The 16,088-nt window shown below is 69.3% G+C and carries 14 protein-coding genes; 11 read left to right on the top strand and 3 right to left on the bottom strand.

What is annotated here, in order from left to right; translation table 11 throughout:
- The 4 genes from carB to recJ all read left to right on the top strand — a co-directional run.
- Positions 1–2,125 (top strand): carbamoyl-phosphate synthase large subunit (carB, locus tag ABB34_RS12430; RefSeq protein WP_057641652.1); only part of this gene is annotated, 2,125 nt, incomplete at its 5' end.
- An 8-nt stretch (positions 2,126–2,133) separates the two neighbouring features.
- On the top strand, positions 2,134–2,598 hold the full coding sequence (gene greA, locus ABB34_RS12425) for a transcription elongation factor GreA (RefSeq protein ID WP_211258206.1): 465 nt from the start codon (positions 2,134–2,136) through the stop codon (positions 2,596–2,598).
- Positions 2,599–2,704: 106 nt separating this feature from the next.
- Complete coding sequence (locus ABB34_RS12420) at positions 2,705–3,634, top strand: hypothetical protein (protein WP_057641649.1); 930 nt, start codon at positions 2,705–2,707, stop codon at positions 3,632–3,634.
- On the top strand, positions 3,627–5,354 hold the full coding sequence (gene recJ, locus ABB34_RS12415) for a single-stranded-DNA-specific exonuclease RecJ (RefSeq protein WP_057641648.1): 1,728 nt from the start codon (positions 3,627–3,629) through the stop codon (positions 5,352–5,354). Before ABB34_RS12420 ends, recJ begins: the two co-directional genes overlap by 8 nt.
- 148 nt (positions 5,355–5,502) lie before the next feature.
- Here recJ and ABB34_RS12410 read toward each other — a convergent pair whose 3' ends face one another.
- Complete coding sequence (locus ABB34_RS12410) at positions 5,503–6,723, bottom strand: acyltransferase family protein (protein ID WP_057641647.1); 1,221 nt, start codon at positions 6,721–6,723, stop codon at positions 5,503–5,505.
- Between the two features lie 154 nt (positions 6,724–6,877).
- On the opposite strand from ABB34_RS12410, the gene ABB34_RS12405 reads away from it, so the two are divergent.
- From ABB34_RS12405 to ABB34_RS12385, 5 genes are all read left to right on the top strand, one after another.
- Positions 6,878–7,741 carry a LytTR family DNA-binding domain-containing protein gene (locus ABB34_RS12405; protein ID WP_057641646.1) on the top strand — a complete coding sequence of 288 codons (864 nt, stop codon included), beginning with the start codon at positions 6,878–6,880 and terminating at the stop codon, positions 7,739–7,741.
- A gap of 276 nt (positions 7,742–8,017) precedes the next feature.
- Positions 8,018–8,251, top strand: a complete 234-nt coding sequence (locus tag ABB34_RS12400; RefSeq protein WP_057641645.1) for an AbrB/MazE/SpoVT family DNA-binding domain-containing protein — start codon at positions 8,018–8,020, stop codon at positions 8,249–8,251.
- Entirely contained in the window at positions 8,248–8,649 is a 402-nt protein-coding gene (locus tag ABB34_RS12395; protein ID WP_057641644.1) for a type II toxin-antitoxin system VapC family toxin, read from the top strand. Before ABB34_RS12400 ends, ABB34_RS12395 begins: the two co-directional genes overlap by 4 nt.
- A 38-nt stretch (positions 8,650–8,687) precedes the next feature.
- Entirely contained in the window at positions 8,688–11,279 is a 2,592-nt protein-coding gene (gene acnB / locus ABB34_RS12390; RefSeq protein WP_057641643.1) for a bifunctional aconitate hydratase 2/2-methylisocitrate dehydratase, read from the top strand.
- 138 nt (positions 11,280–11,417) lie between these two features.
- The gene (locus ABB34_RS12385) at positions 11,418–12,185 is read left to right on the top strand and encodes an SDR family oxidoreductase (RefSeq protein ID WP_057641642.1); all 768 of its coding nucleotides are present in this window, start codon (positions 11,418–11,420) and stop codon (positions 12,183–12,185) included.
- A gap of 47 nt (positions 12,186–12,232) precedes the next feature.
- Here the strand turns inward: ABB34_RS12385 and ABB34_RS12380 are convergent, their stop codons facing one another.
- Both ABB34_RS12380 and ABB34_RS12375 read right to left on the bottom strand, forming a co-directional pair.
- Positions 12,233–12,802: a response regulator transcription factor gene (locus tag ABB34_RS12380; RefSeq protein WP_057641641.1), complete on the bottom strand. Its 570-nt coding sequence runs from the start codon at positions 12,800–12,802 to the stop codon at positions 12,233–12,235.
- The gene (locus tag ABB34_RS12375) at positions 12,799–14,025 is read right to left on the bottom strand and encodes an ATP-binding protein (protein ID WP_057641640.1); all 1,227 of its coding nucleotides are present in this window, start codon (positions 14,023–14,025) and stop codon (positions 12,799–12,801) included. The genes ABB34_RS12380 and ABB34_RS12375 overlap by 4 nt, the downstream gene beginning before the upstream one ends.
- Positions 14,026–14,105: 80 nt before the next feature.
- Between ABB34_RS12375 and ispG the strand changes: the two genes are divergently transcribed.
- Entirely contained in the window at positions 14,106–15,371 is a 1,266-nt protein-coding gene (gene ispG / locus ABB34_RS12370) for a flavodoxin-dependent (E)-4-hydroxy-3-methylbut-2-enyl-diphosphate synthase (protein ID WP_057641651.1), read from the top strand.
- Positions 15,352–16,047, top strand: a complete 696-nt coding sequence (locus ABB34_RS12365; protein ID WP_057641639.1) for a phosphatase PAP2 family protein — start codon at positions 15,352–15,354, stop codon at positions 16,045–16,047. Before ispG ends, ABB34_RS12365 begins: the two co-directional genes overlap by 20 nt.
- The last annotated feature ends 41 nt before the right edge of the window (positions 16,048–16,088 follow it).

Here is a 16,088-nt window from a genome sequence, read left to right as displayed (position 1 = left end):
CCTGACCACGCAGATGAAGTCGGTGGGCGAGGTGATGGCCATGGGCCGCACCTTCAAGGAATCCCTGCAGAAGGCCCTGCGCGGGCTGGAAACCGGCAAGATCGGGTTGGACCCGACCGGGCTGGACCTGTCCAGCGAGGACGACATCACCACGCTCAAGCGCGAGTTGAAGGCCCCCGGCCCGGAACGCCTGTTCTTCGTCGGCGACGCCTTCCGCGCCGGCATGAACGTCGATGACGTCTACGGCCTGTCCTTCATCGACCCGTGGTTCCTCGACCAGATCGAGGACATCGTCGCCGACGAGAAGCAGGTGCAGGCCGAGGGCATCGACGCGCTGGACGGAAAGCGCCTGCGCGCGCTCAAGCGCGCAGGTTTCTCCGACGCGCGGCTGGCGCAGCTGACCGGCACCAACGAGGCCGCGATCCGCGCCCTGCGCCGCGCGCACAAGGTGCGCCCGGTGTACAAGCGCGTGGACTCGTGCGCGGCCGAGTTCGCCACCGGCACCGCCTACCTGTATTCGACCTACGAGGACGAATGCGAGGCCAACCCGACCGACCGCGACAAGATCATGATCCTCGGCGGCGGCCCCAACCGCATCGGCCAGGGCATCGAGTTCGACTACTGCTGCGTGCACGCGGCGCTGGCACTGCGCGAGGATGGTTACGAAACCATCATGGTCAACTGCAACCCGGAGACGGTTTCCACCGACTACGACACCTCCGACCGCCTGTACTTCGAGCCGCTGACGCTGGAGGACGTGCTGGAGATCGTCGAGCTGGAACAGCCCAAGGGCGTGATCGTGCAGTACGGCGGCCAGACCCCGCTGAAGCTTGCCCGTGCGCTGGAAGCCAACGGCGTGCCGGTGATCGGCACCTCGCCGGATTCGATCGACCTGGCCGAGGACCGCGAGCGCTTCCAGAAGCTGGTGCAGGACCTGGGCCTGAAGCAGCCGCCGAACCGCACCGCCCGCACCGCCGACGAGGCGCTGACGCTGGCCCGCGAGATCGGCTACCCGCTGGTGGTGCGCCCGAGCTACGTGCTCGGCGGCCGCGCGATGGAAATCGTCTACGGCGAGGCCGACCTGGCGCGCTACGTGCGCGATGCGGTCAAGGTGTCCAATGATTCGCCGGTGCTGCTGGACCACTTCCTCGACGCGGCGGTCGAGGCCGACGTGGACGTCATCTGCGACAAGGACGGCAACGTGCTGATCGGCGGGGTGATGGAGCACATCGAGGAAGCCGGCGTGCACTCGGGCGACTCGTCCTGCTCGCTGCCGCCGTACTCGCTGTCGCCGGCCACGCAGGAAGAACTGCGTCGGCAGGTGCGCGAGCTGGCCAAGGCGCTGAATGTGGTCGGCCTGATGAACACCCAGTTCGCGATCCAGACCGATGCCGATGGCAACGACGTCATCTACCTGCTGGAAGTGAACCCGCGCGCCTCGCGCACCGTGCCGTTCGTGTCCAAGGCCACCGGCGTGGCGCTGGCCAAGATCGCCGCCCGCTGCATGGCCGGCATGACCCTGGCCGAGCAGGGCGCGACCTTTGAGGTGGTGCCGGATTACTACTCGGTGAAGGAGGCGATCTTCCCGTTCGCCAAGTTCCAGGGCGTGGACCCGATCCTCGGGCCGGAAATGCGCTCCACCGGCGAGGTGATGGGCGTGGGCCGCAGCTTCAGCGCCGCCTTCGCGCGCGCGCAGGAAGCCGGCGGCATCAAGACCCCGCCGCTGGGCAAGGCCTTCATCTCGGTGCGCGACGCCGACAAGCTGCGCGTGCTGCCGGCGGCTAAGGGGCTGGTCGAGCGCGGCTACGCGCTGGTCGCCACCCGCGGCACCGCCGCGTGGCTGCAGCAGCAGGGGCTGGCCTGCGAGGTGGTCAACAAGGTGGTCGAAGGCCGCCCGCACATCGTGGACAGCATCAAGAACGGCGAGATCGTCTACATCGTCAACACCACCGAAGGCCGCGCGGCGATCAACGACTCGTTCTCGATCCGCCGCGAGGCCCTGCAAAACCGCATCACCTATTCGACCACGGTGGCCGGCGCCAAGGCGCTGGTGCAATCGCTGGAATTCCGCGGCACCGGCCCGGTGTGGTCGCTGCAGGAACTGCACAAGGAACTGAACGCATGAGAGCCCCCATCACCCTGAAAGGCGCGCAGCGCCTGCGCGAAGAACTCGAGCACCTGAAGTCGGTGAAGCGGCCGAAGGTGATCGCCGCGATCGCCGAGGCGCGCGAGCACGGCGACCTGAAGGAGAACGCCGAGTACCACGCCGCGCGCGAGGAGCAGGGCTTCATCGAAGGCCGCATCAAGCAGCTGGAAGGCGAGTTGTCGCATGCCGAGGTCATCGACATCAGCAAGCTCAACGCTGGCAGCAAGGTGGTGTTCGGCGCCACGGTGACGCTGGCCGACGTGGAGACCGACGAGGAGAAGCGCTACCAGATCGTCGGCGACCTGGAGGCGGACATCAAGCTGGGGCTGATCGCCATTTCCTCGCCGGTGGCGCGGGCGCTGATCGGCAAGCTGGAGGGCGACAGCGTCGCCATCGACGCCCCGGCCGGCCAGCGCGAATACGAGATCGTCAGCGTCGAATACCTTGATTGATCCGGTAGGTGCGGGGCTTGCCCCGCACGACGCCTTCCCGGTGACGCCACATGCGGGGCAAGCCCCGCATCTACATTGAGTGTCCCGACGGGAAGCAGAGCCAGCCATGACCCACGCCAAAGCCACCCTGCTGCTTCCCGCCCGCAACCGTTTCCCGAACGGTGCATTGCCGGCACAGGTGGCGAATGCCCTCGGTCGTGCTGACCACAGCGAAGGCGAAGCCGGCGAATCAGCGCAACTGCGCCGGCATTTCGACGTGCGTCCGCAGGCATGGTCCGCCGCCGCGCTGACCCGCCAACACGATGCCGACGATGCCGGCGACAGCCTGTGGCTGCGCGCCGACCCGGCCAACGTGGCGCCGGACATGCAGGGCGCGCGCCTGATGGCATCGGCCGAAACCCTGCGGTTGGAGCAGGACGACGTGGATGCGCTGCTGCCGGCCCTGCAACCGCTGTTCGCCGGTTTCGGTTTCCGGCTCGACGCGCCCACGCCCTCGCGCTGGTACCTGCGCCTGCCCGACGACACGCCATTGCCCGCGTTCGCCGCACCGGAAACCGTGCTCGGTGACGACCTGTTCGAACACCTGCCGGAAGGCGAACACGGCCGCCGTTGGCGCAGCCTGCTGACCGAAGCACAGGTGCTGCTGCACCAGCATCCGTGGAATGAACAGCGCAGCGCGCAGGGCAGGCGCGCGGTCAACTCGCTGTGGTTCTGGGGCGCGGGTCGCCTGCCCGGATCGGTGCAGACCGGGCATGCGCAGGTGCGCAGCCGCGACGCGCTGCTGCAGGCGCTTGCGCAACTGGCCGGCGTGCGCATCGATGGCGAGCACGCCGTCGATGCATTGGTGGACCTGCGCCAGCTGCGTTCGCTGGAACAATTGACCCGCGATGCCATCGCGCCGCTGCTCGACGCCATCGCCCGTGGCGAACTGCGCGAACTGCGGCTGGATTTCGAGGATGGCGCGCAATACCGCATCCATCGCGGCCAGCGCTGGCGCTTCTGGAAGAAACCGCTGGCGACGCTGGCCAATGACTGACGCGTTGAAGATCGTCCGCCGCGCCAGCGTCGAGGGCGGGCAATGGGACGAGCAGACCCTGCCGCTGCTGCGCCGCATCTACGCCGCGCGTGGCGCGCTGTCGCCGGAACAGGCGCAGCCGAAGCTGGCGCAACTGCATGCACCGGAATTGCTGGGCGGCATGCCGGCGGCGGTGGAATTGCTTGCCGCCGCGATCGCCGGCGGCAAGCGCATCCTCGTCGTCGGCGACTTCGACTGCGACGGCGCCACCGCCTGCGCGGTCGGCGTGCGCGGCCTGCGCCTGCTCGGCGCGCGCGACGTGGTGCACGCGGTGCCCAACCGCATGGTGCACGGCTACGGGCTGTCGCCGTCGCTGGTGGCCGAACTGGCCGTACTGGAACCGGACCTGCTGGTCACCGTCGACCACGGCATCGCCTGCCATGCCGGCGTCGCCGCGGCCAAGGCACTGGGCTGGCAGGTGCTGGTCACCGACCACCACCTGCCCGGCAAGCAGTTGCCGCCGGCCGACGCCATCGTCGATCCCAACCTCGGCGGCGACGCCTTCCCGAGCAAGGCGCTGGCCGGCGTCGGCGTGATCTTCTACGTGCTGATGGCGCTGCGGCGGCACCTGCGCGAACAGGGCGCGTTCGCCGACCAGCCCGAGCCGGACCTGCTGGCCCTGCTCGACCTGGTCGCGGTCGGCACCGTCGCCGATCTGGTTGCGCTGGACGACAACAACCGCGCTCTGGTCGCCGCCGGCCTGCGCCGCCTGCGCGCCGGCAAGGGCTGCGTCGGGCTGCGCGCCCTGATCGAGGCCAGCGGCCGCGATGCGCGCCGGCTGACCGCCAGCGACATCGGCTTCGCGCTGGGGCCGCGCCTGAACGCCGCCGGGCGGCTGGAAGACATGGCACTGGGCATCGAACTGCTGCTGACCGAGGATGCTGCGCAGGCGCGCGAGATCGCCGCGCTGCTGGAGGAAATCAACAGCGAACGCCGCGCGGTGCAGCAACTGATGACCGACGACGCCGAGCTGGCGGTGTCACGCGCCCTGCTGGCCGATGACGGCCAGCACCCGGCCGCAGCCTGCCTGTTCGACGCCGAATGGCATCCCGGCGTGGTCGGGCTGGTCGCCTCGAAGATGAAGGACCGGCTGCACCGCCCGGTGATCGCTTTCGCCCCGGCCGAACCCGGCGCGGCGATGCTGCGCGGTTCGGCGCGCTCGATTCCCGGCTTCCATGTCCGCGACGCGCTGGCGGCGGTCGATGCGCGCCATCCCGGCCTGATCGACAAGTTCGGCGGCCATGCGATGGCCGCGGGCATGAGCCTGCCGCTGGAGCGGTTGGACGCCTTCCGCAGCGCATTCGAGCAGCAGGTATTGGCGACGCTGGACCCGGCATCGCTGCAACGGCAACTGCTCAGCGACGGCGAACTGTCCGCGGCCGAACTCGACTTCCGCCATGCCGAGGCGCTGCGTCTGGCCGGCCCGTGGGGGCAGGGCTTTCCCGAACCCTTGTTCGACGGCCACTTCGAGGTGCTGAAGTGGCGGGTGCTGAAGGAGCGCCACCTGAAGCTGGAACTGCGCCTGCCGGGCATGGCCGCGCCGCTCAACGCCATCCACTTCGGCGGCTGGACCGGCAACGATCCGGGCCGCCACGTGCACCTGGCCTATCGGCTGGTCAGCGACGACTACCGTGGCGGTGGGGCGATCCAGTTGATCGTCGAACACTGCGCGCCAGCGTAGGGTGGGGCTTGCCCCGCATGGAGGCTTCACCGGTAGAGCCCCGTGCCGGGCAAGCCCGGCACCTACGAAGATGGTAGCGCCCGACCGCTGGTCGTGGCGGCGGCGCGCAGCGCCGGGGCATTGCCGCAACCGACCAACGGCCGGGCCATCATTCCTCCGTATGGAGCGAGGCAAGTCGTATCGGCTCAACCTGCGGATTGCGGAGGGACGATGGCTTTCGCTTGAGGCCAAACAAGGGGCGCAGCCAGCCGATGCGACGGACCAGGCATTCGTGCAGCAGCAGGCAGCCGGCAACCGTGCCCGCGACCACCAGCGAGGCTTCGGCGGCCGCGCCAAGCTTCATCGGCATCAGCCAGTAGGCGAGGGCGACGATCAGGGTCTGGTGCAGGATGTACCAGGAGAATACCGCCTCGCTGGCGTAGGGCAGCCAGCGGAACGAGCGGTCGAGCAGGGCGCGGCCCCAGCCGAAGATCGCCAGCAGCGCCATCCACGTGTAGGTGACGCGGGCGATGCGCTCGATCGTGTACCACGGGACGTGCAGTGCCCATTCCGGCATCGGCCCGGCGGGCGGGTGATGGCCGAGCCAGCGCAGGCCGAGTTCCACGCCGATCGCCACCATCGCCACCCCCGGCGTTCGCCAGCGCAGCCGCCGCGCCCAGTTCCAGAACTCCGTGCGGGTCGCCAGCACGTAGCCCAGCAGGAACAGCGGCAGCGATTCCGCATGCACGGTCCAGTCATCGAACAGGGCATGGGTTTCAGGGAAATGCGGGGCCAGCCAGAGGCGGACGCCCAGCAGCCAGAGGATCGGCAGCACCAGCAACAGAACGGCCGACAGCCGCGTGGGCTCCGCATTCCCCAACCGTTCCCGCACCCATCGCAGCAGTGGAACCGCCGCCAGCAACAGCAGGGTGTAGGGCAACAGGTAGGCCAGGTACCACAGGTGGTTCCAGGTCGGCGTGAGCATGCACTGGCCGGCGCGGCACAGCCCGTGGGTGAGGTAGAGCGGGTAGAAGTGCGCGAGGCTGCCGGTGTAGCCGTATTGCGCGATGATCTGGAAGAAGGTCTGCGGCGGCACCACCACCAGCATCCCGAACGCCAGCGGCAGCAGCAGGCGCAGGCTGCGCGACCTGGCGAAGCGCCATCGGCGGCCTTCGATCCCGGCCAGGCCGAGGGCGATGCCGGAGATCATGAACAACAGCGGCATCCGCCAGCGGTTCAGCACGATCATCGGGTACTGCAGCCATTCGGCCTGGTACATGCTCTTGATGTGGAAGTCCCAGTCGGCCACATAGACCATCGCCGAGTGGTAGAGGATCAGCAGGGAGAAGGCGATGACGCGCAGGGCGTCGATGTCGTGGCGGCGTTGCATGCGGCAGGGCCGGTAGCGGGAGTGCCGCCAGCGTTCGCGTTCGCGGGCCGTCCTGCCACCGGGAAGTGACCGTGCGACAAGGGTTTGGGACAAGCCGTGGATAGGAGGGACGAGCCGGGGGCGGGCGGCGCAGGCCCACCCCTACAATGCGCGGATGGATCCGACGCCCCCGAACCTGTACCAGCGCTACCGGCCGTGGCGGCGCTCCTTCGAGATCGGGTTCTGGGTCGCCCAGTACCTCGTCGGCGCACTGGCCAACAGCATCACCGTGAACATGGACGTGCGCCGGGGGCATCTGGATTTCAGCGCCTGGCAGCCGGTCGTGTGGGAAACCAGCTCGGCCGTGACGGCGCTGGCGCTGGTACCGGCCGTGGTCTGGTTCACCCGCCGCTTCCCATTGCACCTGGATGACTGGCGGCGGCTGTTGCCGCTGCACCTGCTGGGCAGCCTGGCCTGGTCGGTCCTGCACGTGGTCGGGATGGTCGCGATCCGCAAGCTGGCCTATGCCAGCGTCGGCGACAGCTACGACTTCGGATCGTGGTGGCGCGAGTCCGGCTACGAATACCTGAAGGACGTGCGCTCCTACGCCGGCATGGTGCTGACCATCGAGGGCTACCGCCTGCTGCTGCGCCGCCTGCAGGGCGAGGCCATGCTGCTGTCGCTGCCCGACGAGGGCCCGCCGGTGGAGCCGGTGGAGCGCCCGGAGCGTTTCCTGGTGCGCAAGCTCGGCCGCGAATTCCTGGTCGCCGCCACCGACATCGAATGGCTGCAGGCGGCCGGCAACTACGTCAACCTGCGGGTGCGCGGCCATGACTACCCACTGCGCAGCACCATCGCCGGCATCGAGGCGCGGCTCGACCCGGAGCGCTTCGTGCGCATCCACCGCAGCTACATCGTCAACCTCGCGCAGGTGGCCTCGATCGAGCCGCTGGACAGCGGCGATGCCCGCGTCCACCTGCGCGATGCCACCGTGCTGCCGTGCAGCCGCCGTTACCGGGCCAATTTGCGTTCGAGGTAGGGCCGGCAAAACCCGCAGCCGTAGATGCGGGGCTTGCCCCGCATGGGGGGCTTCACCGGCAAAGCCCCGTGCCGGGCGAGCCCGGCACCTACGACGGCGGTAGCGCCCGACCGCTGGTCGTGGCGGCGGTGCGTGGAGCCGGGGTATTGCCGAATCGGGCCAACGGTCGGCACCCACCGGGCCATCGCACCCATGGAATCCATGCGCCAGCCGGTATTCAGTCAGGGTATGCGTGTGAAAGTATGTATAATTTGCGCATACTTTGGAGGGCCGCCAATGGAAGCCACCGTAGCCGAACGTGGGCAGATCACCCTGCCCAAGGCCGTGCGCGACGCGCTGGGCCTGACCAAGGGCACGCTGCTGAAGGTCGAGCTGGACGGCAGCCGCATCATCCTGCGCAAGAGCGTGGACGACGCCATTTCCCGTGCCCGCGGCAAGTTCGCGCTGGACGGTTTCGAGTCCGCGGAAGCCGCCGTGCGTACCGTCCGCGACGAGGCCGGCAAGGCATGATCGCCATCGACTCGGCGGTGCTGATCGAGCTGCTCAGCGACGGTGCGCGCGCCGACGCGGTGGAGTCCTGCCTGCGGCAGGCGCTGGTCGGCGGCCGCGTGGTCGTCTGCGGCACCACGCTGGCCGAGATCTGCGCCTCGCTGCGCGGCGGCGCGCAGGTGCAGGAGGCGCTGGAGGAAATGGGCATCCATTTCAGCCCGCTGGAAGCCAAATCCGCGCTGCGCGCCGGCGAGATGCACCGCCGCCACCGCCAGCGCAACGCCGGCGACACCCGCCGCATCGACGATTTCATGGTCGGCTCGCACGCACTGCTGCAGTGCGACGGCCTGATCACCTGGAACGACACGTTTTATCGCGACTACTTCAAGGGCCTGAAGCTGATCGTGCCGCAAGCCTGAGCCCCATCCTTTACCTGTCCGTACCACCGGGAGTTGTCATGTTGGAAGCCTACCGCCACCACGTAGCCGAGCGCGCCGCCCTCGGCATCCCGCCGCTGCCGCTGTCCGCACAGCAGACGGCCGACGTCATCGAGCTGCTGAAGAACCCGCCGGCCGGTGAGGCCGAGTTCCTGCTCGACCTGCTCACCCACCGCGTGCCGGCCGGCGTCGATGACGCCGCCAAGGTCAAGGCCTCGTACCTGGCCGCCATCGCCTTCGGCAGCGAGAAGAACGCGCTGATCGGCCGCGCGCGCGCCACCGAACTGCTGGGCACCATGCTCGGCGGCTACAACGTCGCCCCGCTGATCCAGCTGCTCGACGACGCCGAGGTGGGCACCATTGCCGCCGACGCGCTGAAGAACACCCTGCTGGTGTTCGACGCCTTCCACGACGTGGAGGAGAAGGCCAAGGCCGACAACGCCAACGCCAAGGCCGTGTTGCAGAGCTGGGCCGATGCCGAGTGGTTCACCGGCAAGCCGGAAGTGCCGCAGAGCCTGACCATCACCGTGTTCAAGGTGCCGGGCGAAACCAACACCGACGACCTGTCGCCGGCCCCGGACGCCACCACCCGCCCGGACATCCCGATGCACGCGCTGGCGATGCTGAAGAACGCGCGCCCGGACGCCCCGTTCCAGCCGGAGGAAGACGGCAAGCGCGGCCCGATCCAGCAGATCCTCGACCTCAAGGACAAGGGCCACCTGGTCGCCTACGTCGGCGACGTGGTCGGCACCGGTTCCTCGCGCAAGTCGGCCACCAACAGCGTGCTGTGGTGGACGGGCGACGACATCCCGTACATCCCCAACAAGCGCGCCGGCGGCGTCTGCCTGGGCGGCAAGATCGCGCCGATCTTCTACAACACGATGGAAGACGCCGGCGCGCTGCCGATCGAGCTGGACGTGTCGAAGATGGAGCACGGCGACGTCGTCGAGCTGCGCCCGTACGAAGGCAAGGCGCTGAAGAACGGCGAGGTGATCGCCGAATTCCAGGTCAAGTCCGACGTGCTGTTCGACGAAGTGCGCGCCGGTGGCCGCATCCCGCTGATCATCGGCCGTGGCCTGACCGCCAAGGCACGTGAAGCGCTGGGCCTGCCGGCCACCGACCTGTTCCGCCTGCCGGTGCAGCCCGCCGACACCGGCAAGGGCTACTCGCTGGCACAGAAGATGGTCGGCCGCGCCTGCGGTCTGCCGGAAGGGAAGGGCATGCGCCCGGGCACCTACTGCGAGCCGAAGATGACCTCTGTGGGTTCGCAGGACACCACCGGCCCGATGACCCGCGACGAGCTGAAGGACCTGGCCTGCCTGGGTTTCTCCGCCGACCTGGTGATGCAGTCGTTCTGCCACACCGCCGCCTACCCGAAGCCGGTGGACGTGAAGACTCACCACACCCTGCCGGAGTTCATCTCCACCCGTGGCGGCATCTCGCTGCGCCCGGGCGACGGCGTGATCCACAGCTGGCTCAACCGCATGCTGCTGCCCGACACCGTCGGCACCGGCGGCGACAGCCACACCCGCTTCCCGATCGGCATTTCGTTCCCGGCCGGCTCCGGCCTGGTCGCCTTCGCCGCCGCCACCGGGGTGATGCCGCTGGACATGCCCGAGTCGGTGCTGGTGCGCTTCAAGGGCCAGCTGCAGCCGGGCGTGACCCTGCGCGACCTGGTCAACGCCATCCCGCTGTACGCGATCAAGCAGGGCCTGCTGACCGTGGCCAAGGCCGGCAAGAAGAACATCTTCTCCGGCCGCATCCTCGAGATCGAAGGCCTGCCGGACCTGAAGGTGGAGCAGGCGTTCGAGCTGTCCGACGCCTCGGCCGAGCGCTCGGCCGCCGGTTGCAGCGTGCGCCTGAACAAGGAACCGATCATCGAGTACCTCAACAGCAACATCGTGCTGCTGAAGAACATGATCGCCGAGGGCTATGCCGACGCCCGTTCGCTGGCGCGCCGCATCGAGAAGATGGAAGCGTGGCTGGCCGACCCGCAGCTGCTGGAGCCGGACGCCGACGCCGAATACGCCGCGGTCATCGAGATCGACCTGGCCGACGTGCATGAACCCATCGTGGCCTGCCCGAACGACCCGGACGACGTGAAGACCCTGTCCGAAGTGGCCGGCGCGCAGATCGACGAAGTGTTCATCGGTTCGTGCATGACCAACATCGGCCACTTCCGCGCCGCCGCCAAGCTGCTGGAAGGCAAGCGCGACCTGCCCACGCGCCTGTGGATCGCGCCGCCGACCAAGATGGACGCCAGCGAGCTGACCAAGGAAGGCCACTACGGCACCTTCGGCAACGCCGGCGCGCGCACCGAGATGCCAGGCTGCTCGCTGTGCATGGGCAACCAGGCGCAGATCCGCGAAGGCTCCACCGCGATGTCGACCTCGACCCGCAACTTCCCGAACCGGCTGGGCCGCAACACCAATGTGTACCTGGGTTCGGCGGAGCTGGCGGCGATCTGCGCGCGCCTGGGCCGCATCCCGAGCAAGGAGGAGTACATGGCGGACATCGGCGTGATCAACGCCAACGGCGACACCATCTACCGCTACATGAACTTCGACCAGATCGAGGAATACCGCGAAGTGGCCGACACCGTCGCCGCCTGATCCACGGCAACTGCTGAACGACGAAGCCCGGCGCACGCCGGGCTTCGTCGTTTCCGCCGCCACTGCCAGGTCCGATACCGGCGAGCGCGGCGCGCGGCTGCCGGCCAATCTCCGCACTCCATCACCAAGGAGCAGGACATGAAGGCATTGCACGGCAAGACCATCTTGATCACCGGCGCCAGTTCCGGCATCGGCCACGCCACGGCGTTGCTGTTCGCCGCCGAGGGCGCGCGCGTGGTCCTCGGCGCGCGGCGTGGCGACAGGCTGGAAGCGCTGTCGTCGCGGATCCGGGCCGAGGGAGGTTCGGCCACCTGGCTGGCCGGCGACGTGCGCGAGGAGGCCTATGCGCAGGCGCTGGTGCGGCATGCCGAGGAAACCTATGGCCCCCTCGACGCGGCGTTCAACAACGCGGGCACGCTCGGGCCGCTGCAGCCCACGCCCGACGTCGCGCTGCACGACTGGCAGGACGCGCTGGACGTCAACCTGACCGGCGCCTTCCTCGGCGCGAAGCACCAGATTCCGTCATTGTTGCGCAATGGCAATGGCGGCAGCCTGGTATTCACCTCGACCGTCGTCGGGCACACCACGGGCTTCCCGTGCACGGCCGCCTATGCGGCGAGCAAGGCCGGCGTCATCGGCCTGGTGCATGCGCTGGCGACCGAGTTCGGGCCGGCCGGCGTGCGGGTCAACGCGCTGTTGCCCGGCGGCACCGACACGCCGATGGCACGCGAGATGAACCCCGACGAGGCCGCGCTGGGCGCGGTCGCGCGCCTGCATGCGCTGCGGCGATTGGCCCGGCCGGAGGAGATCGCGGCCGCGGCATTGTTCCTGGTATCGCCGGCGTCCTCGTTCGTCACCGGCAGCGCGATGCGGGTCGATGGCGGGGTGTCGGTCCAGCGCGGTTGAGCCGCGCGCTCCGCGGCGGCACCCGCCTGCACCGGAGACGGGTGCCGTCAGCGGTTCGGATCGCGCTCCGGGCTGGGCCGCTTGAGCAGCTTGCGTTGCAGCGAGCGGCGGTGCATGCCGAGCAGGCGCGCGGCGGCGGAGATGTTGCCGCCGGTTTCGTGCAGGGCCTGCTGGATGTGTTCCCACTGCAGCCGGCTGATCGGGGTCATCGCGTCGGGGGGCTCGACTTCCTCGTGCTCCTCGCCGCCGTCCTCGTCGGTTTCGCCGAGGGCGCGCAGGATCATCTGCACCGTCGCCGGCTTGGGCAGGTAGTCGTCGGCGCCGAGCTTGATCGCCTCCACCGCGGTGGCGATCGAGGCGTAGCCGGTGACCAGCAGGATGCGCATGTCCGCGCGCAGTTCGCGCAGCGGCTGGATCAGGGCCAGCCCGGACTCGCTGCCCAGCTTCAGGTCGATCAGGGCGAAGGCCGGCGGCGCCTGCGTGGCCTGCTCCAGCGCGCTGGCGATGTCGTGGGCGGTGACGGTCTCGATCTCGCGCCGGGCGAGGCTGCGTTGCAGGGTGCGCAGGTACAGCGGGTCGTCATCGACCAGCAGGCCGTGGGTGGGCAGGTCGGTCATGCGTTCGCTTCCAGGTTGGCAAGGGGCAGGCGGAAGCCGACGCGGGTGCCGCGGCCTTCGGCCGGGCGCATCCACAACTCGCCATGCAGTCGTTCGATGGTGGCATGCGACAGCGCCAGGCCCACGCCCATGCCGTGGGTCTTGCCGCTGTTGAACAGGGTGCCGGGCAGGGCGGCCTGGTTGGCGTTGAAGCCGGGGCCATAGTCGCGCACCTCGCCGTGCAACTGGCCGTCGTGCACGCGGATGTCGAGGTCCACCTGCGCCTGCCCGGCCTGTTCGCCGGCATCGGCGGCGTTGTTCAGCAGCACCTGCAGCAGGTGGCCGACGCTGGCGTCCAGCGTCAGTTGCAGCGGCGCGTCGGCGTTGCGCTGCAGCTGGACGGTCGGCCGCACCAGCCGCCATTGCTCCAGCACGTTGCCGATGGTGGTGCGGGCGCGGTTGCGCGCGCCTTCGGCCGGCGCGGCCAGCGCCAGCACCCGCTCGCGGCATTGCACCAGCAGCCCGCTCAGGGTTTCCAGGTCGTCGCGCAGTTCGGGGGTGTCGGCGCATTGCTCGGCGATGTCGTCGGTGAGCAGGGTCATCGTCGCCAGCGGCGTGTTGAGCTCGTGCGCCACCGAGGCGGCGTGGGTGGCCAGGGCGACGATGCCCTCGTTGCGGACGAAGCGCTCGCGCAGCAGCGCCAGCTGGTTCTCGCGCTCGCGCAATGCCGCGGCCAGCCGCGTGGCGAACACCAGCACGACCACGCTGGACAGCAGGAAGTTGGTCGCCGTGCCCCACAGCAGCAGGTGCACCGCGTCGAGATGGCCGCCGTGCAATGGCCGCCCGAACGCCGCGCTCGCCGCATAGCCGGCCACGCAGGTGGCGGCCACCGCGTGGGTCCAGCGCCGGGGCAGGGCGAGGGCGGCCAGCGCGATCAGGATCAGGAACAGCGAGCCGAACGGATTGGCGATGCCGCCGCTCCAGCCCACCATCCAGGTCAGCATGATGACGTCGACGAGGATGTGGCCGAAGGCGGTCAGCGGCGCCGGGTTGCTGCCGTGCACGCGCAGCTGCACGTACAGGTTGAACAGCGCCAGCACGCAGACCCCGCTCCACAGCGGCAGTTGCGGCAGGTCCAGCCCCAGCAGCCAGGTGGCGATGACGATGGCGATGGCCTGGCCGGCGGTGGCGAGCCAGCGCAGGCTGCACAGGGTGCGCAGGAAAGAGGTGTCCGGGGAATCCATCCGCACTATCGTATGCGCTTGCGGCCCGCGCCGCGCGGGGTTCATGCCGCGGGCGCAGGCGGCGCGCTAAAATGCGCGCCATGCACGACGCCGTCACCCGCCCGACACCGCCCACCGACGCCAGCGCCTGGCCCCGCCGCATCACCCACGCCGTCGACATCGGCGGGGTGAAAGTGGGCGGCGGCCACCCGGTGGTCGTCCAGTCGATGACCAATACCGATACCGCCGACGTCGCCGCCAGCGTCAAGCAGGTGGCCGAGCTGTGGCGCGCCGGTTCGGAAATGGTGCGGCTGACCGTCAACAACGCCGAGTCGGCCGCGGCCATCCCGCGCATCGTCGAGAAGCTGCGGATGATGGGCGTGGACGTGCCGCTGATCGGTGATTTCCACTACAACGGCCACCAGTTGCTCGCCGGCGAGCCGGCCTGCGCCGAGGCGCTGGCCAAGTACCGCATCAACCCCGGCAACGTCGGCTTCGGCAAGAAGCGCGACACCCAGTTCGCGCAGTTGATCGAATTCGCGATCAAGTACGGCAAGCCGGTGCGCATCGGCGCCAACTGGGGCTCGCTGGACCAGTCGCTGGCGGCCAAGCTGATGGACGAGAACAGCCGCCTCGAACAACCGCTGGATGCCGCGCGCGTGCTGCGCGAGGCGCTGATCCGCTCGGCGCTGGATTCGGCGCAGACCGCGGTCGAACTGGGCCTGCCGCGCGAGCGCATCGTGCTGTCGGCCAAGGTCAGCGGCGTGCAGGAGCTGATCGCGGTGTACCGCGACCTCGCCAGCCGCTCCGACTTCGCCCTGCACCTGGGCCTGACCGAGGCCGGCATCGGCAGCAAGGGCATCGTCGCCTCGGCGGCGGCGCTGGCGGTGCTGTTGCAGGAGGGCATCGGCGACACCATCCGCATCTCGCTGACGCCCGAACCCGGCCAGCCGCGCACGCAGGAAGTGATCGTCGCCCAGGAGTTGCTGCAGACCACCGGCCAGCGTGCGTTCACGCCGATGGTCACCGCCTGCCCGGGCTGCGGCCGCACCACCTCCGAGTTCTTCCAGGAGCTGGCGAAGGTGGTGCAGAACCACGTGCGCGAGAAGATGCCGGTGTGGCGCGTCAGCCACCCCGGCGCGGAGAGCATGACGCTGGCGGTGATGGGCTGCGTGGTCAACGGCCCCGGCGAATCGCGGCAGGCCAACATCGGCATCTCGCTGCCCGGCACCGGCGAGGCACCGGCCGCGCCGGTGTTCGTCGATGGCGAAAAGAAGGTGACATTGCGGGGCGAAAACATCGCGCAGGAGTTCGTGGCGCTGATCGACGACTACGTCGAGACACGCTATGCGCGCAACGCCGGCTGAGTCGCGCCGCGAGGCCGCCGGCCTGCGCGACTGGCTGGCCCACAACGCATGGCGCATCGCCGTGCTGTTCGTCGGCCTGCTGCTGCCGCTGGCCGGCTTCGTGATGCTCGCCGAGGAAATCCACGAGGCCGAAGCGCTGCATTTCGACGATGCGCTGCTGTGGCGCATGCGCGGACTGGCATCGCCGCCGCTGGACGCCTTCTTCGTTCTGGTGTCGAAGCTGGGCTACCAGTGGGGCGTGATTCCGCTGGACGTGCTGGTCGTGGCGCTGCTGGCGTGGCAGCGACATTGGCGCAATGCCCTGTTCGCCGCCACCGCCTTCGTCGGTTCGGCGGTGCTGAACCTCGGCAGCAAGCAGCTGTTCCAGCGCGAGCGCCCGAGCCTGTGGGAATCGATCGCGCCGGAGAGCACCTTCAGTTTCCCCAGCGGGCACGCGATGGGCTCGATGACACTGGCCGCCACCGTGGTGTTCCTGGCCTGGCCCACGCGCTGGCGCTGGCCGGCGCTGCTGGCCGCCGTGCTGTTCGTGCCGCTGGTCGGGCTGTCGCGCGTCCACCTGGGCGTGCATTACCCCTCCGACATCCTTGGCGGCTGGTGCGCGGCGCTGGCCTGGGTCTGCGGCGTGCATGCCTTGATGTACCGCCGCCGCTGGTCGCCGCCGCCCGCGACGCACTGACCCCCGCGCGGCTTGTGCCGCCCGTCCATCATCCCCATGCT

Source organism: Stenotrophomonas daejeonensis, assembly GCF_001431505.1.
GTDB classification, from domain to species: Bacteria; Pseudomonadota; Gammaproteobacteria; order Xanthomonadales; family Xanthomonadaceae; genus Stenotrophomonas; species Stenotrophomonas daejeonensis.
This window is presented reverse-complemented; position numbering and strand designations above follow the sequence as displayed.

What these genes read in the sequence shown, in the direction of transcription:
- ABB34_RS12365 (WP_057641639.1), top strand. Translation starts at nt 15,352, where the DNA reads ATGCGCGCAACGCCGGCTGAGTCGCGCCGCGAGGCCGCCGGCCTGCGC.
- ABB34_RS12385 (WP_057641642.1), top strand. Translation starts at nt 11,418, where the DNA reads ATGAAGGCATTGCACGGCAAGACCATCTTGATCACCGGCGCCAGTTCC.
- ABB34_RS12405 (WP_057641646.1), top strand. Translation starts at nt 6,878, where the DNA reads ATGGATCCGACGCCCCCGAACCTGTACCAGCGCTACCGGCCGTGGCGG.
- recJ (WP_057641648.1), top strand. Translation starts at nt 3,627, where the DNA reads ATGACTGACGCGTTGAAGATCGTCCGCCGCGCCAGCGTCGAGGGCGGG.
- ABB34_RS12410 (WP_057641647.1), bottom strand. Translation starts at nt 6,723, where the DNA reads ATGCAACGCCGCCACGACATCGACGCCCTGCGCGTCATCGCCTTCTCC.
- ABB34_RS12400 (WP_057641645.1), top strand. Translation starts at nt 8,018, where the DNA reads ATGGAAGCCACCGTAGCCGAACGTGGGCAGATCACCCTGCCCAAGGCC.
- ABB34_RS12420 (WP_057641649.1), top strand. Translation starts at nt 2,705, where the DNA reads ATGACCCACGCCAAAGCCACCCTGCTGCTTCCCGCCCGCAACCGTTTC.
- ABB34_RS12380 (WP_057641641.1), bottom strand. Translation starts at nt 12,802, where the DNA reads ATGACCGACCTGCCCACCCACGGCCTGCTGGTCGATGACGACCCGCTG.
- ABB34_RS12395 (WP_057641644.1), top strand. Translation starts at nt 8,248, where the DNA reads ATGATCGCCATCGACTCGGCGGTGCTGATCGAGCTGCTCAGCGACGGT.
- ispG (WP_057641651.1), top strand. Translation starts at nt 14,106, where the DNA reads ATGCACGACGCCGTCACCCGCCCGACACCGCCCACCGACGCCAGCGCC.
- ABB34_RS12375 (WP_057641640.1), bottom strand. Translation starts at nt 14,025, where the DNA reads ATGGATTCCCCGGACACCTCTTTCCTGCGCACCCTGTGCAGCCTGCGC.
- acnB (WP_057641643.1), top strand. Translation starts at nt 8,688, where the DNA reads ATGTTGGAAGCCTACCGCCACCACGTAGCCGAGCGCGCCGCCCTCGGC.